21 protein-coding genes and 1 pseudogene are annotated in these 26,046 nt (G+C 70.2%); 9 read left to right on the top strand and 13 right to left on the bottom strand.

Features of this window, described 5'->3' with window-relative positions; all coding sequences use genetic code 11:
• A pseudogene (locus RAC81_RS03810) lies at nucleotides 1-918 on the bottom strand (carbohydrate ABC transporter permease).
• A 158-nt stretch (nucleotides 919-1,076) separates the two neighbouring features.
• On the opposite strand from RAC81_RS03810, the gene RAC81_RS03805 reads away from it, so the two are divergent.
• Nucleotides 1,077-2,060 carry a LacI family DNA-binding transcriptional regulator gene (locus RAC81_RS03805; protein WP_375081503.1) on the top strand — a complete coding sequence of 328 codons (984 nt, stop codon included), beginning with the start codon at nucleotides 1,077-1,079 and terminating at the stop codon, nucleotides 2,058-2,060.
• Between the two features lie 105 nt (nucleotides 2,061-2,165).
• On the opposite strand, the gene RAC81_RS03800 is transcribed toward RAC81_RS03805, so the two are convergent.
• The 7 genes from RAC81_RS03800 to RAC81_RS03770 form a co-directional block, all read right to left on the bottom strand.
• Nucleotides 2,166-2,525: a Fe-S protein gene (locus RAC81_RS03800; protein ID WP_375081089.1), complete on the bottom strand. Its 360-nt coding sequence runs from the start codon at nucleotides 2,523-2,525 to the stop codon at nucleotides 2,166-2,168.
• Between the two features lie 53 nt (nucleotides 2,526-2,578).
• The gene (gene ribH, locus RAC81_RS03795) at nucleotides 2,579-3,055 is read right to left on the bottom strand and encodes a 6,7-dimethyl-8-ribityllumazine synthase (protein ID WP_375081088.1); all 477 of its coding nucleotides are present in this window, start codon (nucleotides 3,053-3,055) and stop codon (nucleotides 2,579-2,581) included.
• Nucleotides 3,052-4,320 carry a GTP cyclohydrolase II gene (ribA, locus tag RAC81_RS03790; protein WP_375081087.1) on the bottom strand — a complete coding sequence of 423 codons (1,269 nt, stop codon included), beginning with the start codon at nucleotides 4,318-4,320 and terminating at the stop codon, nucleotides 3,052-3,054. Before ribA ends, ribH begins: the two co-directional genes overlap by 4 nt.
• Nucleotides 4,317-4,946: a riboflavin synthase gene (locus tag RAC81_RS03785; protein ID WP_375081086.1), complete on the bottom strand. Its 630-nt coding sequence runs from the start codon at nucleotides 4,944-4,946 to the stop codon at nucleotides 4,317-4,319. The genes ribA and RAC81_RS03785 overlap by 4 nt, the downstream gene beginning before the upstream one ends.
• Nucleotides 4,946-6,001 carry a bifunctional diaminohydroxyphosphoribosylaminopyrimidine deaminase/5-amino-6-(5-phosphoribosylamino)uracil reductase RibD gene (gene ribD, locus RAC81_RS03780; protein WP_375081085.1) on the bottom strand — a complete coding sequence of 352 codons (1,056 nt, stop codon included), beginning with the start codon at nucleotides 5,999-6,001 and terminating at the stop codon, nucleotides 4,946-4,948. The genes RAC81_RS03785 and ribD overlap by 1 nt, the downstream gene beginning before the upstream one ends.
• 277 nt (nucleotides 6,002-6,278) lie before the next feature.
• The gene (locus RAC81_RS03775; protein WP_375081084.1) at nucleotides 6,279-7,142 is read right to left on the bottom strand and encodes an Fpg/Nei family DNA glycosylase; all 864 of its coding nucleotides are present in this window, start codon (nucleotides 7,140-7,142) and stop codon (nucleotides 6,279-6,281) included.
• A 48-nt stretch (nucleotides 7,143-7,190) separates the two neighbouring features.
• Nucleotides 7,191-7,757 (bottom strand): GNAT family N-acetyltransferase, encoded by a 567-nt coding sequence (locus RAC81_RS03770; RefSeq protein ID WP_375081083.1) that lies wholly within the window; start codon nucleotides 7,755-7,757, stop codon nucleotides 7,191-7,193.
• Nucleotides 7,758-7,973: 216 nt separating this feature from the next.
• On the opposite strand from RAC81_RS03770, the gene mfd reads away from it, so the two are divergent.
• A complete protein-coding gene (mfd, locus tag RAC81_RS03765) occupies nucleotides 7,974-11,537 on the top strand; it encodes a transcription-repair coupling factor (protein WP_375081082.1) in 3,564 nt (1,187 codons plus the stop codon).
• A gap of 6 nt (nucleotides 11,538-11,543) precedes the next feature.
• Here the strand turns inward: mfd and RAC81_RS03760 are convergent, their stop codons facing one another.
• Nucleotides 11,544-11,759: a VOC family protein gene (locus RAC81_RS03760; RefSeq protein ID WP_375081081.1), complete on the bottom strand. Its 216-nt coding sequence runs from the start codon at nucleotides 11,757-11,759 to the stop codon at nucleotides 11,544-11,546.
• 62 nt (nucleotides 11,760-11,821) lie between these two features.
• Nucleotides 11,822-12,703, bottom strand: a complete 882-nt coding sequence (locus RAC81_RS03755; RefSeq protein ID WP_375081080.1) for an SDR family oxidoreductase — start codon at nucleotides 12,701-12,703, stop codon at nucleotides 11,822-11,824.
• A gap of 173 nt (nucleotides 12,704-12,876) precedes the next feature.
• Here RAC81_RS03755 and RAC81_RS03750 point away from each other — a divergent pair, with 173 nt between their 5' ends.
• From RAC81_RS03750 to RAC81_RS03735, 4 genes are all read left to right on the top strand, one after another.
• Nucleotides 12,877-13,038 (top strand): hypothetical protein, encoded by a 162-nt coding sequence (locus RAC81_RS03750; protein ID WP_375081079.1) that lies wholly within the window; start codon nucleotides 12,877-12,879, stop codon nucleotides 13,036-13,038.
• Nucleotides 13,039-13,077: 39 nt separating this feature from the next.
• A complete protein-coding gene (locus RAC81_RS03745) occupies nucleotides 13,078-13,698 on the top strand; it encodes a gamma carbonic anhydrase family protein (protein ID WP_375081078.1) in 621 nt (206 codons plus the stop codon).
• Nucleotides 13,695-16,625, top strand: a complete 2,931-nt coding sequence (locus tag RAC81_RS03740; RefSeq protein WP_375081077.1) for an aminotransferase — start codon at nucleotides 13,695-13,697, stop codon at nucleotides 16,623-16,625. Before RAC81_RS03745 ends, RAC81_RS03740 begins: the two co-directional genes overlap by 4 nt.
• Before the next feature lie 152 nt (nucleotides 16,626-16,777).
• Nucleotides 16,778-18,205 carry an APC family permease gene (locus RAC81_RS03735; RefSeq protein ID WP_375081076.1) on the top strand — a complete coding sequence of 476 codons (1,428 nt, stop codon included), beginning with the start codon at nucleotides 16,778-16,780 and terminating at the stop codon, nucleotides 18,203-18,205.
• Between the two features lie 84 nt (nucleotides 18,206-18,289).
• Here the strand turns inward: RAC81_RS03735 and gdhA are convergent, their stop codons facing one another.
• Both gdhA and RAC81_RS03725 read right to left on the bottom strand, forming a co-directional pair.
• Complete coding sequence (gene gdhA / locus RAC81_RS03730; protein WP_375081502.1) at nucleotides 18,290-19,615, bottom strand: NADP-specific glutamate dehydrogenase; 1,326 nt, start codon at nucleotides 19,613-19,615, stop codon at nucleotides 18,290-18,292.
• A gap of 232 nt (nucleotides 19,616-19,847) precedes the next feature.
• Nucleotides 19,848-22,535 (bottom strand): phosphoenolpyruvate carboxylase, encoded by a 2,688-nt coding sequence (locus RAC81_RS03725; protein ID WP_375081075.1) that lies wholly within the window; start codon nucleotides 22,533-22,535, stop codon nucleotides 19,848-19,850.
• A 148-nt stretch (nucleotides 22,536-22,683) separates the two neighbouring features.
• On the opposite strand from RAC81_RS03725, the gene RAC81_RS03720 reads away from it, so the two are divergent.
• From RAC81_RS03720 to RAC81_RS03710, 3 genes are all read left to right on the top strand, one after another.
• Nucleotides 22,684-23,289, top strand: a complete 606-nt coding sequence (locus RAC81_RS03720) for a MazG family protein (RefSeq protein ID WP_375081501.1) — start codon at nucleotides 22,684-22,686, stop codon at nucleotides 23,287-23,289.
• 63 nt (nucleotides 23,290-23,352) lie between these two features.
• Complete coding sequence (locus tag RAC81_RS03715) at nucleotides 23,353-24,624, top strand: histidine--tRNA ligase (RefSeq protein WP_375081500.1); 1,272 nt, start codon at nucleotides 23,353-23,355, stop codon at nucleotides 24,622-24,624.
• A 51-nt stretch (nucleotides 24,625-24,675) separates the two neighbouring features.
• Nucleotides 24,676-25,500 (top strand): SGNH/GDSL hydrolase family protein, encoded by an 825-nt coding sequence (locus tag RAC81_RS03710; RefSeq protein WP_375081074.1) that lies wholly within the window; start codon nucleotides 24,676-24,678, stop codon nucleotides 25,498-25,500.
• Here the strand turns inward: RAC81_RS03710 and RAC81_RS03705 are convergent.
• Nucleotides 25,469-25,993 carry a VOC family protein gene (locus tag RAC81_RS03705; protein WP_375081073.1) on the bottom strand — a complete coding sequence of 175 codons (525 nt, stop codon included), beginning with the start codon at nucleotides 25,991-25,993 and terminating at the stop codon, nucleotides 25,469-25,471. The genes RAC81_RS03710 and RAC81_RS03705 overlap by 32 nt on opposite strands.
• Nucleotides 25,994-26,046: the final 53 nt, after the last annotated feature.

Raw genomic sequence — 26,046 nt, 5'->3', positions numbered from 1 at the left:
TCAGCGCACCTCCGACTTCGAGCCGCGCAGCTGCACGACGTAGGCGATCGCCGCGGTGATGACGCCCATGATGATGGCGACGGTGGCGGCGTAGTTGAACTGCTGCCCGGCGAAGGACAGGTTGTACGCGTACATGTTCGGGGTGAAGTACGTGGTGATGACGTTGGGGGCGAGCGGTCGCAGGATGTTCGGCTCGTTGAACAGCTGGAAGCTGCCGATGATCGAGAAGATCGTCGCGATCACCAGGCCGCCGCGCACCGAGGGGATCTTGATCGAGAAGATGGTCCGCCATGCACCGGCGCCGTCCAGTGCCGCGGCCTCGTACATCTCGGTCGGGATGGTCTTCAACGAGGAGTAGAAGATCAGCATGTTGTAGCCGACGAACTCCCACGTGACGATGTTGCCGATCGAGACCAGCATCCACTCCTTCGCGAAGGGCGTGATGGCGTCGACGCCGAGGAGATCGTTGATGTTGCTCGTGAGTCCGAACTGATCGCCGTAGATGTACCCCCACATCAGCACGGCCACGACGGCCGGCACCGCCTACGGCAGGAAGATCAGGATGCGGAAGAACGACGCCCCGCGCAGACGTGCGCTGTCCAAGGCGAGCGCCGCCGCGAGGGCGAGCAGGAGCATGATCGGCACCTGGACGACGAGGAACAGCAGGACGCGGAGGAACGCTTCCCAGAACTGCGAGTCCGTGAGCGCGCGCACGTAGTTGTCGAGGCCGACGAACGCGGTGCCTCCGATCAGCTTCTCCTGGAAGAAGCTCAGGTAGACGGAGTAGGCGAGCGGGGCGAGGAACACCAGCGCGAACACGATCATGAACGGGCCGACGAACGCCCATCCCTTCCAGTCGCGCTTCTCGCGCCGGCGGATGCCGTGATCGGCGATCACCGCGGAGTTCTGAGTCGTCATCGACGGGCCTTCTGAGAGAAACGGGGGCGCACTGCGCCGTGTGTCAACGTCAACATATGCGATGCGCTGCTAGTGTGTCAACGTCAACACATGAACGGATGGGTGACGTGACATCGCAACAGCTCGGAGAGGCGCCGCAGCGTCGCCGCGATCCGTCGATGGAAGACGTGGCCCGCGAGGCGGGCGTCTCAGGTCAGACGGTGTCCCGCGTCGTCAACGCGCGCGGTTACGTGGGAGCTGCCACCCGCGAGCGTGTCGAGGCCGCCATGCAGCGGCTCGGCTACCGACCCAACAGCGCGGCTCGCGCGCTGCGCTCCGGACGTTTCCGTGCGATCGGCGTCGTCATGTTCTCGTTCAGCTCCTACGGCAATCAGCGCACGCTCGACGCGATCGCGGTGCGCGCCTCGCAGAGGGGGTACGCCCTGACGCTCATCCCCGTCGAGTCCAGCGCGCGGGAGACCGTCGCCGGAGCCTTCCGGCGTCTGGAGGAGCACGCGCTCGACGGCATCATCATCGTGATCGAGGCGCATCAGCTCGATGAAGCCGATGTCGAGATCCCCGACGGGCTGCCCGTCGTGCTCGTCGACTCGAACCGCGGGTCGGCCCACCCGTACGTCGACACCGATCAGGCGCAGGGGGCACGTCTCGCCACGGAGCACCTGCTCGACCTCGGACACGAGACGGTGTGGCATGTGGCGGGCCCCGCCGAGTCGTACTCCGCTGAGCGTCGTCGCGAATCATGGCGAGCGACCCTCGAGAGCCGCGGCCTCCGGGTGCCGGAGCCGCTGCCCGGGGACTGGAGTGCGGAATCGGGCTATGCCGCCGGTCTCCGCCTGCGCGAGGACGACTCCGTCACTGCCGTGTTCGCGGCCAACGACCAGATGGCGATCGGCGTCGTGCGCGCCTTCCGCGAGGCCGGGCGGGACATCCCGGGCGATGTGAGCGTCGTGGGGTTCGACGGCTTGCCGGATGCCGCCCAGCTGTGGCCGCCGCTCACGACCGTGCAGCAGCACCCGGAGAAGGTGGGTGCATTGGCGGTCGACGCCCTGCTCGCCGAACTCGACGGGAGCGAACCGCACCCGACGCCGCTCGTCGGTACGGAGCTGATCGTGCGAGAGAGCACGGCGCCGCCGCGTCGCTGACCGGTACGCCGGTCGTCGAGCGGGCGAAGCGAGACGAAACGCGGTGAGTGAAATCCGGTCGTCGAGCGAGCGGAGCGAGACGAAACGCGGTGAGAACCCGGGGACTCAGCGCCAGATCGTCGCGATCGCGACGTTCGCCGCCGTGAGGATGCCGACGAGCCAGAACATCGCTGCGGGAACGCCGTCGCCGCGCTTCTGCCGAGCCGTGCCGATCCCGAGCAGAGCGCCGATCGCGAGCAGCACGACGAGCTTCGTGCTGATCTTGGCGTAGTTCAGCTCCGCGCCCTCCGGAAGACCCCAGGGAGCGGCGAGCGCGAGACCCGCGACCGCGGCGATGGTCATGCCGATGCTCATGAGCCGTGTGAACTCGCGCTTGCCACCGAACGCCTGCACCGCCCACGCTCCGAACAGGACGGCGAAGCCGATCAGGTGGACGAAGAGAACGATGTGGCGCAGGGTCTCCATGCCCTCACGCTACTGACGCGCGACGATACTCCGCCAGCAAGGACGACCTCACCTCAGCCGCGAAGCTCCCTGGTCACCAGCGCGGTGCGCAGCGCGGCATCCGCCGCTTCAGCGCCCTTGTCCTCGTGCGAGCCCTCGAGCCCTGCCCGATCGAGGCCCTGCTTCTCGTCGTCGAGCGTCAGCACGCCGAATCCGACCGGCTTGCCCGCGTCGAGCGAGACCCGTGTCAGCCCATCGGTCGTCGCCGCCGACACGTACTCGAAGTGCGGGGTGCCGCCGCGGATGATTACGCCGAGCGCCACGACGGCGTCCGCTCCGCCGGCGAACGCGGCCTGCGCCGCCACGGCCAGCTCGAACGAGCCGGGGACCCGTACCACGCGGTAGGAGGCACCGGACTCGTCGAGCACGCGCTGCGCGCCGGCGATGAGCCCGTTCGTGATGACCTCGTGCCACGTGCCGGCGATCACGACGACGTCGAGGCCTGATCCGTCGATCTTCTCTGTGCGGGGTGCTGCTCCTGCGCCGCTCATGCGTCGTCCTTCTTTCCTTCGGCGAGAGCCTGTGCCAGCTCCGCCTCTCCGATGATGTGACCCATCCGGTCACGCTTGGTCTCGAGGTACTGGTGGTTGTTCGGTCCGACCCCCACGATCAGCGGCACCTGCTCCACGACGTCGAGGCCGAGGCCGCGCAGCTGGTTCACCTTGTCGGTGTTGTTCGTCAGCAGCCGCACCCTCGACACCCCGAGGTCGGAGAGGATGCCGGCCGCCGCCGCGTAGTCTCGGGCGTCCGCCGGGAGGCCGAGCGCGAGGTTGGCGTCGACCGTGTCGAGCCCCTCCTCCTGCAGGCTGTAGGCGCGGAGCTTGTTGATCAGCCCGATCCCTCGGCCCTCGTGGCCGCGCATGTAGATCACCACGCCGCCGTCCTGCTCTATGGCGTCGAGTGCCGCGTCGAGCTGAGGGCCGCACTCGCACTTCAGCGAGCCGAACGCCTCGCCGGTCAGGCATTCGGAGTGGACACGCACCAGGGCGGTCTCGCTCAGCTCGCCCGAGACGACCGCGATGTGATCGGTGCCGGTCACGCGGTCCTTGTACGCGAGGAAGCGGAACGCCCCGTGCTCGGTCGGCACGGTGGCGTCGGCGCGCAGACTCACGCGACGGCTTCCGGCGCCCGGGGTGGCCCCCGCCGGGTCGATCTCGTTGAGATGCGCGATGAGCTGCTCGATCGTGATGACGGGCACCCCGTCGCGGGCGCCCAGCTCGAGCAGTCCGGGAAGGCGCATCATGCTGCCGTCCTCCGCGACCACTTCCGCGATGGCCCCCACCGGGTGCAGTCCGGCGAGCTTCATGAGCTCGACGGCCGCCTCGGTGTGGCCGTTGCGCTCGCGCACTCCGCCGTCGACGGCGCGCAGCGGGAGCACGTGCCCCGGGCGGATGATGCTCGTCGCCGTCGAGTCGGGATTCGCCAGGACATTCAGGGTGTGCGCCCTGTCGTGCGCGCTGATGCCCGTCGTGACGCCCTCCGCAGCGTCCACGCTCACGGTGTAGGCGGTCGACCGGGCGTCCTCGCTCGCAGCGACCATGGGCGGCAGGTTCAGCGAGTCGGCGAGGTCCGCGGGCATTGGGGCGCAGATGAACCCCGACGACCAACGCACGGTCCACGCGACCCATTCGGGCGTCGCGAGCTGCGCCGACAGCACGACGTCGCCCTCGTTCTCGCGGTTCTCGTCGTCGGCCACGAGCACGGGGCGTCCGGCGCGCAGCGCCTCGAGCGCCTCGGGGATGGTGGAAAGGCTCATCGCGAGCCTCCTTCCGGTGCGGCCCGGAAGGCGAGCAGCCGCTCGACGTGCCGGGCGAGGATGTCTGTCTCGAGGTTGACGCGATCGCCGACTGCGCGGGATCCGAGGGTTGTGGCGGCGAGCGTCTCCGGGATGAGCGACACCTCGAACCAGGCGTCGGGGGTGCTCGGGTCGCTCACCGCACTCACGGTCAGCGAGGTGCCGTCGACCGAGATCGAGCCCTTGTCGACGACGAGCGGGGCGAGGTCGTCGGGCAGCGAGATGCGCAGCACGCTCCACTGCTCGCCGGGGCGCACGTCGATGACCGTGCCGACCCCATCGACATGCCCCTGCACGATGTGGCCGCCGAGGCGGGCGCCGACCGGCATCGCCTTCTCGATGTTGACGCGCGTGCCGACGGATGCCGTGGCCAGCGCCGCGACGTCGAGGGTCTGCTTCATGACATCGGCGTCGAAGGACTCCGGCGTCGACCCGACGACGGTCAGGCACACGCCGGACACCGCGATCGATTCACCGTGCACGGCGTCCGCCGCCGCCTTCGGAGCGCGGACGGTGAGCCGCCACCCGTCGCCCGACGGCGTGATCGCAGTGATCTCGCCGATCTCCTCGATGATTCCCGTGAACATCAGCGTGCTCCTTCTCGTGAGGTCTTCACAGCCTGCGATGCGGGCTCCGCGGGGTGCGCGATCGCGAGCAGGTCGGCGCCGAGCGGCATCCATTCGTCGACCGTCAGGCGACGTGCTCCGTCGATCGAGTCGACCCCGATGTCGGTGAGCGCGAGCCGGTCGCCGCCGAGCAGTACCGGCGCGAGGTAGGCGAGCACCCGGTCGGCGAGCCCCGCGGCCACGAACGCGCTGGCCAGGGTGGGGCCGCCCTCGACGAACACGCTCTGGATGCCGCGAGCATGCAGGTCGGCGAGCACGGCGTGCAGGTCGTGGGTGTCGTAGGCGAGGGGTGCGTGCGGATGCCGGCGGATCGCGGCGTCGGCCGGAACAGGACGCGACCCGATCACGACCGGGATCGGCTGAGTCGGGTACAGCCCGTCGCCGTCGCGAGCCGTCAGCGACGGGTCGTCGGCGAGCACCGTGCCCGTGCCGACGACGATCGCGTCGGCCTGCGCGCGGCGGCGGTGGACGTCGGCACGCGCCTCCGGTCCGGTGATCCACTGGCTGGACCCATCGGATGCCGCGGCGCGGCCGTCGAGGCTCTGCGCCCACTTCACGGTGACATGCGGGCGTCCGAGCCGCTGGGCGGTGAGCCAGCCGTCGATGATCCGGTGCGCGGCGTCGGCCTGCTCGCCCGAGTCGACGCTCACACCTGCGGCCCGCAGTCGTTCGGCTCCGCCGCCCGAGACGACACCCGGGTCGTCGAGTGCGTAGACGACCCGCGCGACGCCGGCTTCGATCAGGGCTACCGCACACGGCCCGGTGCGTCCCGTGTGATTGCAGGGCTCGAGCGTGACGACCGCAGTGGCACCTGCGGCGTCGCCCGGCGCGAGCTTCGACAGCGCGTCGACCTCGGCGTGGGGCGTTCCGGCTCCGCGATGCCAGCCTTCGGCGAGAACGTCGCCGTCGGGGGAGAGGATCACGGCACCCACCTGCGGGTTCACCCCGCGCGGGCCGAGGGTCGCGAGCTCGAGCGCGCGGGTCATCGCCCGGCGTTCCGCCTCGTTCACTGCCATCCGTGTTCCTCTCTGGACTCAGGGGTCGCAGGGAGGAGATGGCGGAACGCGCATGCGGCGGCCACCGTGCTGCCTCCCTTCCGGACTAGCGAGGCCGGGCCTCGCATCACCGTCGGTTCCGGATTTCCACCGGATCGGCACCTCGACGAATCGAGACGCTCGCGGACTGTCACCGCCGGTTCGGATTCCCACCGACCCCGGAGCACGTTGATGTTCTGAGTGTACAAGTCGCGCGGGAGCAGGTTTCATTCCCCGTAATACGAGGTGAGAGGGAACGTCACTTGAGCAGGCGGGAGAGGCGGCGATCCGCGAGGATCTTGCCGCCGGTCTGACAGGTCGGGCAGTACTCCATCGAGCGGTCCGCGAAGAACACGCTCCGCACGGTGTCCCCGCAGACGGGGCAGGCCTCGCCGCGGCGGGCGTGCACCTGCATCCCCCTCCGCTTCGCGTCTTTGAGATCGGCCGGAGGCTTGCCCGACGCCTGCGCCACGGCGTCCGTCAGCGTGCTGTGCATGGCGGCGTAGAGCCGGTCGACCTCGTCTGCGGTCAGCTTGTCGGCGATCGCGTACGGCGACATCTTCGCCGCGTGCAGGATCTCGTCGGAGTAGGCGTTCCCGATCCCCGCGATCACCCCCTGATCGCGGAGGAGGCCCTTGATCTGCATCCGCCGCCCGGTGAGCACATCTCCGAACGCCTCGCGGGTGAAATCGGGATCGAGCGGGTCGGGCCCCAGCCTCTCGATGCCCGGAACCTGTTCGGGGTCGCGAACGACGTAGACGGCCAGCGACTTCTTCGTTCCCGCCTCGGTGAGGTCGAACCCGCTGTCGTCATCGAATGCCACGCGCAGGGCGATCGGCGACTTGCCCGGCTTGATGAGGGTCGTCGGCAGCATCTCGTACCACCGAAGCCAGCCGGCCTTCGCCAGGTGGAACACGAGATGCAGGTCGTCGCCCGCCGACAGCACGACGAACTTGCCCCGCCGCGCCGCCGCGGTGATCTCGGCGCCGTGCAGCGCCGTGTTCGGCGGATCGTAGGTCTTGAGCGCGGCGATCGCCCCGACGCTCGTTCGCGTGATGGTTCGTCCCACCACGCGGTCGGCGAGGAAGGTCGTCAGGCCCTGTACTTCCGGCATCTCCGGCATGCGCCCATCCTGCCACCCGGGTCCGACACGGGGCCAGGATCGGGCGGATCAGTCCAGCACGGGCCAGGCCGCCGGGGTGCGGTCGTCGTCACGGAGGAGGCCGGCGATCCAGCTGTCCTCGCGCCTGTCGCCGCTCGCGAAAGCCTGACGGAGCAGCCCTTCGTATCGGAATCCCAGAGCTCGGGCGGCCTTCGCAGAGGCGACGTTGCCGGCGACCGCGCGCCACTCGATGCGCGCGAGGCCGAGTTCTGCGAACCCCCAGTCGATCACGGCGCTCGCCGCCTCGACGACGTACCCGCGCCCGCGGGCCGCCGCCGTCACCCAGAAGCCGAGCTCGGCGCGCCCTCCCGCGCGATGTGCCGCGATGTGGTGCAGCCCGATCATGCCGACCAGCGCCTCGTCGAGTCGTAGAGCCCACACCGTCTCGCTGCCCTCGGCCCACCAGCCGCTCACCAGTCGTACGAACTCCTCGGCGTCCGTCCGCGCGTAGGGGCTGGGAACCGTGGTCCACCTCTGGATCTCCGGATCCTGGCACGCTTCGGCGATGGCGTCGACGTCGGAGGCGTCCGGAGCGCGCAGCACGAGGCGATCGGTGGTGAGGGTGACCGGTTCCATCCGGAAAGCCTACTGATCGCCGAGCGGCCCCCTTGCTCCCGAGCGGCCCCTTTATGGACGGGCTCAAAGGGGGTGGGTCGTACGCACAGGGGTGGCTCGGCGGTGGCTCGGCGGTGGCTCGGCGAAGGCGCGTGGCGAAGGCGCTCGGCGGACGCGAGCACGTCCGCGTGCGAGGGTTCGCGCCGCCGTGTCCGACGCCGCGGCTAGGCTTGTCTGGTGACTGTTCCGGGGATTCTGCGCGCCTTGGAAGAGGCGTCTCTGTACCGCGACGCCCTCCGCTGGGCGCAGACCGACGCCGACCTCGGACTGGTCGACGGACTCGACGCGCCCGCGCTCGCCGGCCTTCTCGAGAAGCGTCGTGCAGCGGGGCAGCCTGCCTCGCTGCTCGCCGTCGTCCCGACGGGGCGCCGCGCCGAGTCGCTCTCGCAGGCGCTCGCCGCGTACCTGCCCGAGGCCGAGGTCGTCACCTTCCCGGCGTGGGAGACCCTGCCGCATGAGCGACTCAGCCCCAGTCCCGACACGGTCGGCCTGCGGTTGCAGACCCTCCGACGGATCGCGGAGTGGTCGGGGGAGCGGCCGCTCGTCGTCGTGGCGTCGGTCCGCGCCGCTCTCCAGCCGATCGCCGGCAACCTCGGAGAGATCATGCCGCTCGAGCTCTCGGTCGGCGCGCGCGGGCACGAGCTCGACCACGTCGCGGAGCAGCTGGTCGAGCGCGCCTACTCCCGCGTCGACATGGTGTCGCGCCGAGGCGAGTTCGCGGTGCGCGGCGGCATCCTCGACGTCTTCCCGCCGACGTCCGAGCACCCCTTCCGCGTGGAGTTCTTCGGCGATGAGATCGACCAGATCCGTGCGTTCTCGGTCGCCGACCAGCGTTCGCTCCCCGGCGATGTCGCGCTGGTCGATCTGCCCCCGAGCCGCGAGCTGCTGCTCACCCAGGACGTGCGCGACCGCGCGCGAGCACTGATCGGCGGCTTCCCCGCGATCGCCGGGATGCTCGAGAAGATGGCCGAGGGCATCCCCGTCGAGGGAATGGAGTCCCTGCTGCCGGCCGTTGCGGGCCCGCTCAAGTCGCTGGTCGAGTACCTCCCCGAGGGCAGCGCCACCGCGGTGGTCGACCCCGAGCGCTCCAGCGCCCGCGCGATCACCCTCGGCGAGACGAACCGCGAGTTCCTCGACGCCGCGTGGAGCGCCGCGACCTCCGGCGCCTCTGCGCCCATCGACCTGGGAGCGGGCGACTTCCTGACGATCGCCAGACTTCGCGAGATCGTGCGCGACCGCGGCGGCGTCTGGTGGCGCCTCAGCCCCTTCGCGATGGGGGGAAAGGATGCCGAGACGATCGACGCCGCCGTCATCCCCTCGTTCCACGGCAACGTCGACGGCGCGATCTCGTTCGTCGACGCGAAGGTGTCGGACGGCTGGCGCGTCGTGGTGATCGCGACCGGCCCCGGTCTCGTCGACCGGGCGCGCGACGTGCTGTCCGACCGGGGAATCGCCGCTCGGGTCGTCGAGGAGCTGACCGACCTTCCCGACACCGGGGTCGCCACGCTCGTGACGGGAGCGGTCGAGGCGGGCTTCCAGATCGCCGACGCCAAGCTCGCCGTGCTCACCGACAACGAGTTCTACGGCCGCACGATCGGCGGCGACCAGCGCGTCGTGAAGAAGCTCGCCTCGCGACGCAAGAACGTCGTCGATCCGCTGCAGCTCAAGCAGGGCGACTTCGTCGTGCACAACACGCACGGCATCGGACGCTTCGTCGAGATGACCAAGCGCGAGGTGTCGACGGGCGGACGCAACGCGACCAAGTCGACGCGCGACTACCTCGTGCTCGAATACGCGCCGTCGAAGCGCGGCTACCCGGGAGACAAGCTCTTCGTGCCGACGGATCAGCTCGATCTGCTGTCGAAGTACGTGGGTGGCGAGGCGCCGACACTGTCGAAGATGGGCGGCAGCGACTGGGCGCAGGCCAAGGGCAAGGCGCGCAAGGCGGTGCGCGACATCGCCGTCGAGCTCGTTAAGCTCTACTCGGCGCGCATGAGCGCCAAGGGCCATGCCTTCGGACCCGACACCCCGTGGCAGCGGGAGCTCGAAGAGGCGTTCCCGTTCGCCGAGACGAACGACCAGCTGCAGACCATCGACGAGATCAAGGCCGACATGGAGCGGCCCATCCCCATGGACCGTCTGCTCTCGGGCGACGTCGGCTTCGGCAAGACCGAGGTCGCCGTGCGCGCGGCGTTCAAGGCGATCCAAGACGGCAAGCAGGTCGCCATGCTCGTGCCGACCACCCTGCTCGTCAAGCAGCACCTGGAGACCTTCACCGAGCGGTTCGCCGGCTTCCCGGTCAAGGTGCGGCCGCTGTCGCGCTTCCAGACCGACAAGGAGGCCCGTCTCACGCTCGAGGGCCTGCTCGACGGCACGGTCGACATGGTCATCGGCACGCACCGCATCCTCACCGACCAGGTCATCTTCAAAGACCTCGGCCTGATGATCATCGACGAGGAGCAGCGGTTCGGCGTCGAGCACAAGGACGCGCTCAAGAAGATGAAGACGAACGTCGACATCCTCGCCATGAGCGCGACTCCGATCCCGCGCACGCTCGAGATGGCCGTGACCGGCATCCGCGAGATGTCCACTCTCGCGACCCCGCCCGAGGATCGGCATCCGATCCTCTCATTCGTCGGACCCCGCAGCGACAAGCAGATCGCCGCCGCCATCCGCCGCGAGATCCTGCGCGAGGGCCAGGTGTTCTTCGTGCACAACCGGGTGCAGTCGATCCAGCGGGTCGCCGCCCAGCTCGCCGAACTCGTACCGGAGGCTCGGATCGCGGTCGCTCACGGGCAGATGGGCGAGCACCAGCTCGAGCAGGTCGTCGACGACTTCTGGGAGCGCAAGTTCGACGTGCTCGTGTCGACGACGATCATCGAGACCGGTCTCGACATCTCGAACGCGAACACGATCATCATCGACCGCGCCGACAAGTACGGCCTGAGCCAGCTGCACCAGCTCCGAGGACGCGTCGGCCGCGGACGCGAGCGCGCCTACGCGTACTTCCTGTACGACGACATGAAGCCGCTCTCGGAGACGGCGGCCGATCGGCTGCAGACCATCGCCGTGAACAACGACCTCGGTTCGGGCATGCAGGTCGCCCTGAAGGACCTCGAACTGCGCGGAGCGGGAAACATGCTCGGTGCCGAGCAGGCAGGACACATCGCCGGCGTGGGCTTCGACCTCTATCTCCGGATGATCGGGGAGGCCGTCGCGACGTTCCGCGGCGACGAGGTCGAGAGCGGTCAGGAGCTGCGACTCGAACTGCCGCTCGACGCCCGCATCCCCGAGTACTACATCGACAGCGAGCGCCTGCGACTGGAGGCGTACCAGAAGCTCTCCGCCGCCTCTGCCGCGACCGCCAAGGACGACGCGATCGACCTCGTGATCGACGAGCTCACCGACCGCTACGGCACGCCTCCGGAGGAGGTCGAGGGTCTGATCGCCGTCGCCCGGCTGCGGCGCCGCGCAGCCCGTGCGGGCCTCGCCGACGTGGTGGTGATGGGCTCGAACCTGCGCATCGCGCCCGCCCGCCTCGAGGACTCGATCAAGGTGCGCCTGCAGCGGCTGTATCCGAAGGCCAAACTCGTGGCCGGGGGAGAGGCGCTCGTCGTGCCCATGCCTACCGTGCCTGCGGCCGTCGGCGTGGGCCTCGAGCCCCTGCCCGACGCCGAGCTGCTCGAGTGGGTCGGCCAGCTGTTCACCGCGATCTTCCCGGAGCCGGTCACGCCCGAGTGAGCGGATCTAGTCGACCGTAGGCGTCGCGACGTACAGGAGGTTGCCGTCGGGGTCGCGGACCTGGGCGACCCGCTCGCCCCACGGCAGGTCCTCGGGTGCCGCGATCGATTCCGCGCCGGCCGCCTCCTCGTAGAAGCGACTCAGACGAGGGAGGTTCGACGTGCGCAGCACCTGGCCCCCAGCACAGCTTCGGAGGTGGCGGGCGACACGCCCGTCAGCCACGGGCCGCCGCGGAGTGTCTTCCCTGAGATCCGAAGTTGTGCCCGGGGTGGGAGGCGACGTCCTCAGAGGGAGAACCCTCCGTCGGAGGTCAGCACCTGACCCACGACCCATGACCCGTCCGGCGTGCACAGCCACCCGATCAGGCTCGCGGGATCGGACGGGCGCCCTACCCTGCCGAACGGTTGCGCGCTGATCCACTCGGCGACGCCAGAGAGATCGCGGTCGGTGGTGTCCGGATCGAGGTACCCCGTGTTCACCGGACCGGGGTTGACGGTGTTCAGCACGATGCCGACGTCGAGCAGCTCCCTCGCGACCGACCGGGTGATCCCGGCGAGCGCCGCCTTGCTCGTCGCATAGGCGACCTCTCCGACCATCGCGCCGTGGCCCTGGCCCGACGTCATCCAGATGACGTGACCGGTGGGCTCCGAGAACGGGCCGAGGTCCGCGACGCGATCTCCCGGTCGCGCGACCTCGACCTCCGCGCCGCCCAGTTCGGTCCGCCGCCGCCGAGCGAGTCCCGCGGTCAGCAGGAGCGACGTGCGGGCGTTGGTCTGCCAGTGCGCGTCGAGCCGTTCGGGCGTCATGTCGAAGATCGAGCCGTCCCCTCCGGTCAGAGCCTGATTGCAGACGAGGATGTCGAGACGGCCGGTCAGCGCGGACGCCGCATCGAGCAGCGGATCGATGGTCGCCGGATCGCGCAGATCGGCGTGGTGATCGATCATCACGGCATCCGGGACGAGCGCCTCGGCGATGCCGGCCCGCACGGCGTCGAGATCGTCCGCGCCCCAGGGTTGGTCGAGGTCGTGCGGACGGTAGTGATGGATCGCGACGTTCGCGCCGAGGGTCGCGAGCCGGGTGGCGGTCGCGAACCCGATGCCGCGCACGCGCGAGACGCCGGTCACGAGGGCGGTCTTGCCGCGCAGAGGAAGAGGGGAAGCGTGCATGGGGGTGCCTTTCGATCGGAGGTGCCGAGGCGCGCGGGAACGCAGCCGAACGGCGGGGGAGAGGATCGAGTCAGAGGCCAGCCATGCGCGCCAGCGTAGCAGCGGCACTAGCGACAGGCGAGCCGCACGTCAACGGGGTGACCGGCGCCGCGCGGGCGGGAGATGCTGGACGCATGTGGGCACTGCTGATCATCCTCCTCGTCCTGTGGGCCGGTCTCGCGGTCTTCGGCTTCGTCATCAAGGGGCTGCTGTGGCTGGCGGTCCTGGGAGTCGTGCTGTTCCTCGCGACGCTCGTGATCGGGATGCTGCGCCGAGGCGCCGCCACCAAGAAGTAGGTCTCTCGCTCCCGCGTTCGTCGGCGCTACGCTGGCGACATGCTGTACGAGCACCTCGGGGCTCGGCCCCGGATCCACGACACCGCCGTCATCGCCCCGACCGCCGTGATCTCCGGCGACGTGCAGATCGGACCCGGCTGCCAGGTTCTGCACGGAGCCGTCATCACTGCCGAGGGCGGACCGATCACGCTCGGCGAGCACGTGATCGTCATGGAGAACGCCCTCATCAGAGCGACCGCAGCGAACGCCGTGCACATCGGGCCGCACACGCTCGTCGGCACCCTCGCCAGCATCGCGGGCGCCACGGTGGGCGAAGAGGTGTTCTTCGCCTCCGGCGCCCGGATCTTCAACGGCGCGATCGTCGGCGACCGCTGCGAGGTGCGCGTGAACGCGATCGTGCACCGGCGCGCGGTGCTGCCGTCGGGGACCGTGGTGCCGATCGGCTGGGTGGCCGTCGGCGACCCCGTGCAGCTGCTGTCGCCGGACCGGCAGGACGAGATCGCCGCCGCGCAGCCCGAGCTCGACTTCCCCGGCCACGTGTTCGGCGTCGACCGCGACACCCCCGACCTCATGGTGCAGCTCACCGAGCGCTACGGCAGCTCGCTGGCTCGGCACGCCCACGACGTGCGTGTCGACGGCCCGGCGGCGGGTGGGGAGTGAGCGTCGGCGCAGGCCTGGTCCGCCCGGACATCTCGACGGAGGATGCTGAGGCGATCGCCCGCGCGTGCTACGGCGTGGAGGCGGCGGCGACCGAGCTCGGCAGCAACCAGGACCGCAACTTCGTGCTGCACGAGGCCGACGGCGGACGCAGCGTGCTGCGGGTCGACAACCCGGTGCTCGGCGACGAGGCGCGCGACGCCCAGCACGCCGCGATCGAGGCGTACCGCGCGGCGGGCGTGCGCGTGCCTGCGGTGCTCCCCGGACTCGACGGTCGACTGACCCAGCGCTGGCGGGGGTTCGCCGTGCGGCGCAGCGAGTACGCGGAGGGCGAGCCGATCGTCGATGCCGGCTACCTCGCTCCGGTGATTCTCGCGGAGTTCGGCGCGCTCGCCGCGGCATCCGTCTCGGCGCTCGTCGACCTGCGGCATCCGGGACTCGACCGGGAGCAGATGTGGGACATGCGCGTCGCCTACGATCAGGTCCGCGCGCTCGCCGACGCGATCGACGACGGCGATCTGCGGCGGCGCGTGCTGTCGGCGGCGGACGAAGCGCACGTCGTGCTCGCCGCGGTGGCGTCCGACCTCCCTGTGCAACCGATCCACGGCGACCTCACCGACGACAACGTGACAGGCGTCCGTGGACCGGACTCACGACTGCACCCGCACGTCGTGCTCGACCTCGGCGACCTCGGACTCGGATGGCGCGTCGCGGAGCTCGCGGTGTGCGCCTCGTCGATGCTGCACCACGAGCCGGAGCGTCCGCTGCGGGTGCTCGAGACGATCGCGGCCTTCCACGAGCGCGTGCCGCTGCGACGAGCGGAGGCGGAAGCCGTGTGGCCGCTCATCGTGCTGCGGGCGGCGCTGCTCGTCGCGAGCGGATGGCGGCAGCTCGCGATCGATGGCGCGAACGACTACGCGCGTGAACGCGTCGCAGGAGAGCAGGCGATCTTCGACGCCGCGACGGCAGTGCCGCTCGCCGAAGCCGTCGAGCACGTACTCGACCGGGTCGGGATCGCGTCGACCGCAGGCCAGCCGCAGCCGATGCACGGGCTGCTTCCCGACCTCGCCGGCGCGCTGGTCGTGGTCGACGCGGGCATCGAGTCGGCCGAGCTCGACGCCGGGCGCTGGATGGATGCCGATGCCGAGGCCCGGCTCGTCGCCGACGCGCATGCGCGGGGTGGGGACGTCGCGGTGCTGCCGTACGGAGCGTTCCGCCTCACCCGCGCAGCGGTCGACTCGGCCGACCCGGCAGCGACGTGGCCGGTCGAGACCGAGCTGCATCTCGTTCCTGGACCGGAGTCGCGCGTTGTCGCGCCGTGGCCGGGCGACCTGCAGCACGATGATGCAGGGCTCCGCCTCGTCGGGGCCGACGGCTGGGTGCTGGAGCTCCGCTGCTCAGGGCTCCGCGTCCGGGACCCCGGGACGCCGGTCAGCGCGGGGGAGGAGATCGCGACCGTCGCCTCGGTCGACCGTCCCGCCCTGCTCGTCGTCGGGCTCCGACGGGCCGACGCACCGCAGCTCGAGCGCTCTGCGGAGGGCGCAGCGCTCGTCACGCCCGAACGCGTGCCCGCCTGGCGGCGGCTCACGGCGGATCCGGCCGCGCTGCTCGGCATCCCCTCGCACGCGGAGCGCGACGAGGCACAGGACGAACTGCGCCGGCGGGAGCGCATCTTCGCCGAGGCGCAGGAGCGGTACTACGAGCGTCCGCCGCAGATCGAGCGCGGATGGCGCCACCACCTCATCGACACGACGGGTCGCACGTACGTCGACACGGTGAACAACGTCGCCGGGCTCGGTCACGCGCACCCTCTCGTGGCGGAGGCGGCGAGTCGTCAGCTGCGCACGCTCGCGACCAACTCGCGCTTCCTGTTCCGCGACCTCGCCGAGTACAGCGAGCGGCTCATCGCGCTGATGCCGGAGGGCAGCGCGCTCGACACGGTGCTGCTCGTCAACAGCGGCTCCGAGGCGGTCGATCTCGCCCTCCGGCTCGCGCAGGCCGCCACCGCGCGTCGGACGGTCGTCGCGCTCCGGGAGGCGTACCACGGGTGGACCATGGCGAGCGACGCGGTCACGACCAGCGCGTACGACAACCCGTTCGCGCTCGAGACGCGTCCCGACTGGGTGCACGTCGCCGACGTGCCGAACCGCTACCGCGGCACCTATCGCGGCGACGACACGGCCCACCGCTACCTCGCGGACCTCGACGTCGACCTCGACCGACTCGCCGCCGAGGGGCGGGACGTCGCGGCCTTCCTCTGCGAATCCGTGCTCGGCAATGCCGGCGGGGTCCTGCTCCCCGACGGATACTTGGCGGGCGCGTACGAACGCGTGCGCGCCCGCGGCGGTCTCTGCATCGCCGACGAGGTGCAGGTCGGGTTCGGGCGCATGGGCTCGACCTTCTGGGGATTCGAGCAGTCGGGCGTCGTGCCCGACATCGTCACGATCGCGAAGCCCATGGGCAACGGATTCCCGATCGGCGGCGTCATCACCTCGAAGCGCATCGCCGACGCGCTGAGCAGCCAGGGGCAGTTCTTCTCGTCCGCCGGCGGCAGCACGCTCAGCTGTCGGGTGGGCATCGCAGTGCTCGACGCGATGGAGGCGGACGGTCTCCAGAGCAACGCACGCGAGATCGGCGATCGGCTGGCGGCAGGGTTCCGTGAGCTCTCGCGACGGCATCCGCTCATCGGACCCGTGCACGGGGCGGGACTCTATCTCGGCGTGGAACTCGTGCGCGACAGGGAGACGATAGAGCCGGCGGATGCCGAGGCCGCTGCGATCTGCGAACGGATGCGCGAGCTCGGAGTCGTGGTCCTCACGACGTCGGAGCGATCGAACGTGCTGAAGGTGAAGCCGCCCCTCTGCCTGACGGCGGAGAGCGCCGATCATGTGCTCGCATCGCTCGATCGGGTGCTCTCGGAAGGCTGGTGAGTCGCGGCTTCGAATCCCTCCTTCGCACGCCATGTTAAATGCGTATTTCGAACGAGATTCGCTCTTCCGCTGACGAATATCTCGGGTACATACTGATGCTCAGCGTCGGACGACCCGAAGTCCGGCCCCTGCGCTGTCCCCGAGGAGTACACATGGCAGAGAAGACGAAGCCGCTCGCGCACGGCGGCGGGACCCTTCGGCGCAATCTCGGTCTCTGGGCGATCGTCGGTCTCGGACTCGGATACATGACGCCGACCGTGGTGTTCGACACCTTCGGAATGGTCGCCCGCGACACGAACGACGTCGTCCCCGCCGCCTACCTCGTCGCGCTGGTCGTGATGGTGTTCACGGCCATCAGCTACGGCAAGATAGCGAGCGCCATCCCGAGCGCCGGTTCGGCCTACACCTACGTGCGCGAGTCGATCCATCCGAACCTCGGCTTCATGGTCGGCTGGACCTCGCTGATCGACTACGTCTTGCTCCCGATGGTGAACTGCCTCATCATCAAGAGCTACCTCGAGGCGATGTTCCCCGACGTCCCCGCGTGGATCTGGGTCGTGCTGTACTGCATCGCCGTCACGAGCGTCATCTACATGACCATGCGCGGCACGTCGAACCTCAACATGATCCTGCTCGTGTTCTCGATCGTCGTCATGGTCGTGTTCGTGGTGCTCGTCGTCGCGCAGCTGATGCGCGGTGACGGAGCGGCGACGATCCTGTCGGTCGGCGCCTTCCTGCACGACGACGTGACCCTGGGCGCGGTGCTGACCGGTGCGACCATCGTCTGCTTCTCCTTCATCGGATTCGACGCGGTCACGATGTACGCCGAGGAGGCGAAGGACCCGAAGATCATGCCGAAGGCGATCCTCCTCACCGTCCTCATCGGCGGTGGCATCTTCCTCGTCGCCTCGTACGTGTCGCAGCTGCGGTTCCCGGACTGGAACGAGTTCGCCCCGGGCGGCGACATGCAGTTCGTCGAGGACTCCACGCTGCCGATCATCGGCGAGCTCGTGGGCGGCAACGTGCTGATGGCCGTGCTCACGGCAGCCGGCTTCTGCGCCACGCTCGCGTCGGGCCTCGCGTCGCACGCCTCGGTGTCGCGCATGCTGCTCGTGATGGGCCGCAACAACGTGCTGCCGCAGCGAGCGTTCGGCTACATCAGCCGCCGCACCCACACGCCGACGTTCAACATCGTGCTCGTCGGGGCGATCTCGCTGCTCGCGATCCCGTTCACGCTCGAGCTCATCGCCGCCTGGATCAACTACGGCGCCCTGATCGCCTTCACGTTCGTGAACATCTCCGTGATCGCGTGGTTCGCGATCCGCAAGGGCATGCGCCGCACGCCGAGGGAGATCTTCTCGTACATCGTGATGCCCGCGATCGGCACGCTGCTCACCGGTCTGCTGTGGGTCAACCTGCACCCCGACGCGCTGATCGGCGGCATCACGTGGACCGTGCTCGGCCTCATCTACCTCGCTGTCATCACGAAGGGCTTCCGCAAGAAGGTCGTCGCGTTCGACGAGAACCAGGCGGTGACGGGCTACAACAAGGTCGTGAAGGTTCCGGTCGACGAGCGCTGAGGCGTCGGCCGGTCTCGAATCGCGTGAATTGCAGCATCCCCCGGGTGGGAGTTGCCATTCATGCGATTCGAAACCCGGAAGGCGTCAGATGACGCCCTGCGCGAGCATCGCGGCAGCCACGCGCTCGAAGCCGGCGATGTTGGCGCCCGCCACGTAGTCGCCCGCGACGTCGTAGCGCTCGGCGGCGTCGAACGCGGCTCGGTGGATGTCGGCCATGATCTCGCGCAGCTTGTTCTCGCTCGCGTCGAAGCTCCAGCGCTGACGGGAGGCATTCTGGCTCATCTCGAGCGCCGAGGTGGCCACGCCGCCGGCGTTCGCAGCCTTGCCGGGGGCGAACAGCACGCCGGCAGCCTGGAAGGCGTCGATCGCCGAGGGGACGCACGGCATGTTCGCGCCCTCGGAGACGGCGCGGACGCCGTTCGAGATCAGCGCCTGCGCGGCGTCGAGGTCGAGTTCGTTCTGCGTCGCCGATGGCACCGCGATGTCGACGGGGACCTCCCACACGCTGCCGCCCTCGACGAACCGGGCACTCGGCCGGCGACGCGCGTACTCGACGATGCGGGCGCGCTCCACCTCCTTGATCTGACGCAGCAGATCGACGTCGATGCCCTCGTCGTCGACGACATAGCCGGAGGAGTCGGATGCCGTGACGGCGGTCGCTCCGAGCTGGGCGGCCTTCTGGATCGCGTAGATCGCGACGTTGCCCGAGCCGGAGACCGCGACGCGCTTGCCCTCGAGCGAGTCGCCGTGCACGCCGAGCATCTCCTGCGCGAAGAACACCGCGCCGTAGCCTGTCGCCTCGGTGCGCACCTCGGCGCCGCCCCAGCCGGTGCCCTTGCCGGTGAACATGCCCGACTCGTGGCGGTTGGTGATCTTGCGGTACTGGCCGAACAGGTAGCCGATCTCGCGGCCGCCGACGCCGATGTCACCGGCGGGCACGTCGGTGTGCTCGCCGAGGTGACGGTAGAGCTCGCTCATGAACGACTGGCAGAAGCGCATGATCTCGGCATCCGACCGTCCGTGCGGGTCGAAGTCGGAGCCGCCCTTGCCGCCGCCGATGCCCTGTCCGGTGAGCGCGTTCTTGAAGATCTGCTCGAAGCCCAGGAACTTGATGATCGACAGGTTCACCGAGGGGTGGAAGCGCAGCCCGCCCTTGTACGGCCCCAGCACCGACGAGAACTGAATGCGGTAGCCGCGATCGACCTGCAGCTTCCCGGAGTCGTCGACCCACGGCACCCGGAACAGGATCTGTCGCTCCGGCTCGACGAGGCGCTCGACGATGCCGCCGTCGACGTACTCCGGATGCCGTTCCAGTACCGGGGCGATCGAGTTCAGCACCTCGTGCACGGCCTGCTGGAACTCCGGCTCGTGGGGGCTGCGCGTCAGCACCGTGTCGAAGACGGGCTGCACGGAGCGGGCGAGCGGGTGGAAGTCGGCGGCGGGGGAAGGCGATGAAGGGGTCACGCGCGAGAGAGCTTTCTGACGGGGTTCAGGGGCGTGCGATCGTGTCGCGTGAAGAAGGGGACGCCGGATGGGGCGAGCTTTTCACTCTATCGGGATGCCGGAATATGGCATGCCGAGCGCACGGAGAGGCGGGCGGGACGCGGTGCGACCGCCTCCCGCCCGCCGCTCCGGCATCAGGTCATCCGGTGTTCTGCAGTCCGGCTGCCACGCCGCTCACGGAGAGCAGCAGGAGGCGTCGCTGCTCGTCCTCCGACCCGGAGCCCGTGGCCTCGGCCGGGTCGCGGAGGGCGCGCAGCGCGCGCAGCTGCAGCAGCGACAGCGCGTCGACGTACGGGGTGCGCAGCTGCACCGCGCGCTGCAGGATCGGCTTGTTCTCGAGCAGACCGACGCCGCCCGTCAGGCGGATGACCCATTCGCGGGTGAGCGCAAGCTCGTCGAGCACGAGCTGCGCGAGGTCGTCGCGATCGCCGAGCGCGAGGTACTCCCGTGCGATGCGCTCGTCGGTCTTCGCGAGGCTCATCGCGACGTTGTCGATCATGGTGTGCAGCAGCGGCCACTCGCGGTACGCCTCTGCCAGACGCTGCTCGTCGCCCACGGCGGCGAGGGCCGTGCCGAGTCCGAACCAGCCGGCGAGGTTGATGCGCGCCTGCGTCCACGCGAAGACCCACGGGATCGCCCGAAGGTCTTCCAGCGACTCGACCGACAGGCCGCGCCGCGCCGGACGCGAGCCCAGGGCGAGCAGGCCGATCTCCTCCATGGGGGTCACGGTCGCGAACCACGGGGCGAAGCCGTCGGCCTTCACGAGCGAGAAGAACCGCTCGCGCGACGACCGGTCCATGACCTCGGCGATGTCGGCGAACCGTCGGGCCGCGTCGCTCGTGCGCTGCTCGACGGTAGGGGAGGAGGCGAGCAGCGTCGCCGCGGCGACCTGATCGATGTGGCGCATCGCGATCGCGGGCTCGCCGTACCGCGCGAAGATGACCTCGCCCTGCTCGGTGAGCTTGAAACGGCCGTCGACCGAGTGCGGCGGCTGCGCGAGGATCGCGGAGTTCGCGGGGCCGCCGCCGCGGCCGAGAGCACCGCCCCGACCGTGGAACAGCGTCAGCTCGATGCCGGACTCCTTGGCCCAGAGCGCGATCTTCTCCTGCGCCTCGTACAGCGCGAGGTTGGCGGCGACCGGGCCGACGTCCTTCGACGAGTCGGAGTACCCCAGCATGACCTCGAGGCGGTTGCCGGTTGCGGCCATGCGCTCGCGGAACTCGGGGAACGTGACGGCCTCGGCGAGGATCGCGGGCGCGGCCTGCAGGTCGGCGAAGGTCTCGAACAGCGGCACCACATCGAGCACCGGGGCGTCGTCGCCGAGCGCGTGGCGGGCGAGCGTGTACACGTTCGCGAGGTCGGACGCGGCCTGCGTGAAAGACACGACGTAGCGACCCGCAGCACGCAGGCCGCGGTCGCGCTGGATGTCGGCGATCGCGCGGAAGACCTCGAGCACCTCCTCGGTCTGTGCGCTCACCGGCTCGTCGCCCGACAGCTCGGCGAGGGCCTTCGCGTGCACCTGCGAGTGCTGACGCACCTCGAGCTCGGTCAGGTGGAAGCCGTAGGTCTCGACCTGCCAGATCAGGTGCTGGACGCCGCCGAACGCGTGGCGGCGGGCTCCGGCATCCGCGAGCGACGACTGCACCGCGCGGAGATCGGCGAGGAGCTCCTCGGGGGCGCCGTACCGCTCGTCGTCGCCGCGACGGGTGGCGCCGACGCGGTGCGCGAGGGCGAGGACGACCCGGCGGTGCGGCTCCTCGGGCGACCGCGCGGCGAGCTCGTCGGCGAGTCCGGGCTGGGCGGCCGCGAAGCGCGCCCACAGGGCGGTCACCTCGTCGCTCGGCGGCGTGCCCTCGGCATCCAGAGTCAGCGTGCGGCCGATGCGCTCCAGCGCGCGCTCGAGTCCGCGCAGGACGTGGTCGGAGGCGATCTGCGACGCCTCCCTGGTGACGGATGCCGTGACGAACGGGTTGCCGTCGCGGTCGCCCCCGACCCACGATCCGACGCGCACGAAGGCCGGCACGACGGGCTCGCTCGCGCCGGAGTCGTCGCCGCGCAGGGCGTCGTCGATGCGGCGGTAGACGTGCGGCACCGTGGTGAACAGCGTCTCGTCGAACACGCTCATGACCGTGCGCACCTCGTCGGTGGGCGAGGGCTTCTGGGCGCGCAGCGGCGCCGTGCGCCACAGGGTCTCGATCTCCTCGAGCATGCGGCGGCGTGCCCGGTGCTGCTCCGCACCGCTCTCGCTCGCGGCGTCGTGCTGCGTGAGCAGCTCGGAGAGGCGGCGGATGCTCGACGACACCGCGCGCCGGCGGGCCTCGGTGGGGTGCGCGGTGAACACGGGGTGGAAGCGCAGTCCCTGCAGGCGCCGGCGGGCCTCGTCGTCGCCGACCTCGGACTTCAGTCGCGCGTACGCCGTCGCGACGGTGTCGGCCGCGTCCTCGCGGCCGGGCTGGCCGGCGCGCTCGCGCAGCACGCGCACGCGCTGGTGCTCCTCGGCGAGGTTGACCAGGTGGAAGTAGCACGTGAACGCTCTGGCGACCTCGTCGGCGCGCTCGATCGTGAACGACTCGGCGATCGCGGCGGCGCGCTCGAACGCGTCGGAGGTCTCCTCGTCGTACGCCTGGATCGTCGCGAGTCGCAGACGCTCCACGTCGGCGAAGAGGTCGTCGCCTCCTGCTTCGCGCAGCACCTGTCCGAGAAGACCGCCGAGCATTCTCACATCGGAGCGCATGGCGTCCGGAATGCCGCGGCCCGCTTCGAATCGGCCGATGATGCGGATCGCCGAGGTGTCGGTGGGCTCGGGAAAACTCTGTGCGGGGGTCACGGTTCGAGAGTAGCCGGGTCGGGACCGGTGCCCTGCACGCATGACGGCGCGAGACGTGAGAGAGTCGATCCGAACCGAGGAGCAGCACCGAGGAGCAGCCGTGACCGAAGACTCCCAGACCGATCCGCTACGGGCTGCAGCCGACACCATGCGCGCCGTCAGGGAGCGCTGCGTGTGGTCGCAGCGCATCACCCATCGCGACCTCGTGCCCTATCTCATCGAGGAGTCGCACGAGGTGATCGAGGCCGTCGAGAGCGGCACGAGCGACGACCTGCGCGAAGAGCTCGGCGACCTGCTGTGGCAGGTGCTGTTCCACTCCGCCATCGCGGCGCAGGATCCGTACGACCCGTTCGACATCGACGATGTGGCGGAGACCCTCACCGAGAAGATGGTCAGGCGGCATCCGCACGTCTTCGCCGGTGAGGTCGCGACCACGCCCGAAGAGGTGCTCGTGCACTGGAACGCGGCGAAGGCGGCCGAGAAGCGCACGAGGACCAGCGTGCTCGACGGCGTGCCGCGCGGGATGCCGGCGCTCGCCCTCGCCCAGAAGCTGGTCGGACGCGCAGCCGGTGTCGGCGTCGCGCCGGACGCCGCGGAGTCCGCGGCCGCGCCGTCCTCCGAATCCGAGCTGGGCGACGCCATGCTCGCCCTCGTCGCGCTCGCACGCGAGCGGGGATGGGATGCTGAGCGCGCTCTGCGCGAGCGTCTGCGCGGCCTCGAGGGCGAGGTGCGTGCCGCCGAGGCCGCTGGTTGACCGGAGGCACTCGGTGCGACCTGGGAAGATGGAGACGTGGCTACTGTGAACCCGCCGCGCGGCATGCGCGACATCCTCCCCGCCGACAAGGCCCGCCGCGAGCGCGTGCTCTCCGTCATCCGCGACCGCTACAGCGCGCACGGCTTCGACGAGATCGAGACCCCCGCGCTCGAGGAGTACTCGCGCCTGCACGCCGGCATCGGCGGCGACAACGAGAAGCTCGCGTACAACGTGCTGCGCCGCGGCCTCGACGCCGAGGCGATCAGGGCGGCCGCCGACGATCAGGGGGCGCTCGCCGACCTCGGACTCCGCTACGACCTCACTGTGCCGCTCGCGCGCTTCTACGCGAGCAACCGCGGGCAGCTTCCCGGTGTGTTCCGCGCGATCCAGATCGGGCCGGTCTGGCGCGCCGAGCGTCCGCAGAAGGGGCGCTACCGCCAGTTCGTGCAGTGCGACATCGACATCATCGGCGACGACTCATCGCGGGCGGAGGCCGAGCTCATGGTGGCCTCGCTCGACGCCGTGGACGCCCTGGGGCTCGAGAAAGCGACGGTGCGCATCAACGACCGTCGCGCGCTCGACTGGATGCTCGACAGCTTCGGCTTCACCGCCGAGGAGCGCCCCGGCGTGCTCATCACGATCGACAAGCTCGACAAGATCGGCGTCGAGGGGGTGGCTGCGGAGCTCCGCGAGCGGGGCGCCGCGGCATCCGCTGTGGATGCGTTCGAGGCGTTCCTGCAGCGGCCGCAGACCATGGAGTACAACCCGTTCGGCGAGAGGCAGATCCGCAAGGCGATGCCCGACGGAGCGCCCGACGACATCGTCGCGCACCTCGTCGGCATCGGCGAGGCTGTGGCGGCGGGTCGGGCTCCGGTCGCCCCCTCCTCCGAACCCGCCGACATCCCGCTCGTCTTCGACCCGTTCCTCGTGCGGGGCATGGGCTACTACACCGGCACGATCTTCGAGCTGGCGCACCCCTCGGTCGGCTACTCGCTGGGCGGCGGGGGGCGCTACGACGGCATGATCGGCCGCTTCCTCGGACAGCAGGTCGCGGCGGTCGGGTTCTCGCTCGGCTTCGAGCGGCTCGTCGACCTCGTCGCGGACGCGACGGATGCCGAGGAGCCCGCCGTCGTGCTGATCCACGACGCCGACGTCCCGGTCGGTGAGCTCGTCCGGCACAAGGCCGCGCTCGTCGCGTCCGGCGCCCGCGTGCGTCTCGAACGGCGCACCAAGAACGTAAAGGCGCTGCTCGAGCGCTCGGCCGCCGACGGCTACACCGCGTTCGCGACCGTGAGCGCCGGGGCGTCCGAGCTGCAGCTCAAGCCGCTCGGCTGAGAAGGCACGCTCGTTCACGTCGCGTTCACGGCGGTCGGGTCGAATCGGAGCGTGAGCCGTTCGTCCCTCGTCGCCGGAGTGGGCGTCGGGCTCGGACTCGGGGTCGCGACGGTGGCGCTCGCCGCCGGCATCCGAGCCGTCCTGACGCGTCAGGCGGCCGTCGCACGCCGCCGGATCGGGAAGCCGCTGGGCGAGGACTCGCTCGATGCCGACCGGGTGTGGCGACGGAGGCTCGACGGCCGACCGCTCGAACTGCTCGTGCTGGGCGACTCGGTGGCGGCGGGTCTCGGCGCCCTCCGCCGCAAGGAGACGCTCGGTGGGCGGCTGGCGAAGGGACTCGCGCGCGGCACGGGGCGACCTGTCGATCTGCGCACGGGCGCGGTGGTGGGCGCCGAGTCCTCCGACCTCGCCGTTCAGCTCGACGGCCTGTCCGCCGACTACGCGCCGCACGTCGCCGTCATCATCGTCGGCGGCAACGACGTCACGCACCGCGTGCCGGTCGCGGTGTCGACGCAGCACCTGCGGGATGCGATCCTCCGCCTGCGTCAGCGGGGTGCGGAGGTCGTCGTCGGCACCTGTCCCGACCTCGGCGCGCTGCGCCCGGTCCCGCAACCGCTCCGGCGCCTGATCTCCAGCATGTCGCGCCGACTGGCCGCCGCGCAGACCGAGGCCGCACGGGCTGCGGGCGCCCGGCCGGTCGACCTCCGGCGGGCGGTGGGAGCACTGTTCTTCGACGACCCCGACGCGATGTTCAGCATGGATCGCTTCCACCCGAGCCCGCTCGGCTACCGCCGCACGGCCGAGGCGCTACTTCCCGACGTCCAGCGTGCGGCAGAGGCGGCGCTCAGTTCACGTCGCCCGTCGACGATCCGCTGAACGAGGCGGCCCACTCCGCTACGCGCCGCGCACTCTCCTCATCCGACAGGTCTTCCACCCGCGTCATCACGGACCAGCGAACCCCGAAAGGATCGCGGATGCTCGCATACCGGTCGCCCGAGACGAAGGTGGACGGAGCCTCGCGCACCGTCGCGCCCGCCGATACGGCTCGCTCGACCACTCGATCGGCGTCCGAGACGTAGATGCCCAGCGAGTAGCAGTCGTCCTCGCCGCTCGGCGCGGCCACGAGGTGGTAGTCGGCGTTCGGCTCGCCGAGCTGCAGGCGCCCGAAGCCGAGATCGAGGTCGGCGTGCACGACCAGTCCGTCGAATTCGGTGACGTCGATCACGCGAGCACCGAACACGTCCCGGTAGAAGGCGATCGCCTCGCGGGCCTGCGGGATCGCGAGAAAGGGCGTCAGCGTCGTCGCGCTGCGCGGACGCCCGTCGGTGGTGTGCTCGCCGGTGGCACCGGAGGTCTTCTCATCAGTCATGGGGCAACGCTAGGAAGGCGGCCCATCGCACCGCTTGAACTTTCGCGACACGC

This window comes from Microbacterium sp. CR_7 (genome assembly GCF_041954755.1).
In the GTDB taxonomy this organism is placed as follows: domain Bacteria; phylum Actinomycetota; class Actinomycetes; order Actinomycetales; family Microbacteriaceae; genus Microbacterium.
The sequence above is the reverse complement of the archived record's forward strand: the minus strand, read 5'-3'. Positions and strand labels throughout refer to the sequence as shown.

Excerpts from the sequence above, each read along its gene's own strand:
- RAC81_RS03805 (WP_375081503.1), top strand. The coding sequence starts at position 1,077 with ATGGAAGACGTGGCCCGCGAGGCGGGCGTCTCAGGTCAGACGGTGTCC.
- RAC81_RS03800 (WP_375081089.1), bottom strand. The coding sequence starts at position 2,525 with ATGGAGACCCTGCGCCACATCGTTCTCTTCGTCCACCTGATCGGCTTC.
- ribH (WP_375081088.1), bottom strand. The coding sequence starts at position 3,055 with ATGAGCGGCGCAGGAGCAGCACCCCGCACAGAGAAGATCGACGGATCA.
- ribA (WP_375081087.1), bottom strand. The coding sequence starts at position 4,320 with ATGAGCCTTTCCACCATCCCCGAGGCGCTCGAGGCGCTGCGCGCCGGA.
- RAC81_RS03785 (WP_375081086.1), bottom strand. The coding sequence starts at position 4,946 with ATGTTCACGGGAATCATCGAGGAGATCGGCGAGATCACTGCGATCACG.
- ribD (WP_375081085.1), bottom strand. The coding sequence starts at position 6,001 with ATGGCAGTGAACGAGGCGGAACGCCGGGCGATGACCCGCGCGCTCGAG.
- RAC81_RS03775 (WP_375081084.1), bottom strand. The coding sequence starts at position 7,142 with ATGCCGGAGATGCCGGAAGTACAGGGCCTGACGACCTTCCTCGCCGAC.
- RAC81_RS03770 (WP_375081083.1), bottom strand. The coding sequence starts at position 7,757 with ATGGAACCGGTCACCCTCACCACCGATCGCCTCGTGCTGCGCGCTCCG.
- RAC81_RS03755 (WP_375081080.1), bottom strand. The coding sequence starts at position 12,703 with ATGCACGCTTCCCCTCTTCCTCTGCGCGGCAAGACCGCCCTCGTGACC.
- RAC81_RS03750 (WP_375081079.1), top strand. The coding sequence starts at position 12,877 with ATGTGGGCACTGCTGATCATCCTCCTCGTCCTGTGGGCCGGTCTCGCG.
- RAC81_RS03745 (WP_375081078.1), top strand. The coding sequence starts at position 13,078 with ATGCTGTACGAGCACCTCGGGGCTCGGCCCCGGATCCACGACACCGCC.
- RAC81_RS03735 (WP_375081076.1), top strand. The coding sequence starts at position 16,778 with ATGGCAGAGAAGACGAAGCCGCTCGCGCACGGCGGCGGGACCCTTCGG.
- RAC81_RS03720 (WP_375081501.1), top strand. The coding sequence starts at position 22,684 with ATGCGCGCCGTCAGGGAGCGCTGCGTGTGGTCGCAGCGCATCACCCAT.
- RAC81_RS03715 (WP_375081500.1), top strand. The coding sequence starts at position 23,353 with ATGCGCGACATCCTCCCCGCCGACAAGGCCCGCCGCGAGCGCGTGCTC.
- RAC81_RS03705 (WP_375081073.1), bottom strand. The coding sequence starts at position 25,993 with ATGACTGATGAGAAGACCTCCGGTGCCACCGGCGAGCACACCACCGAC.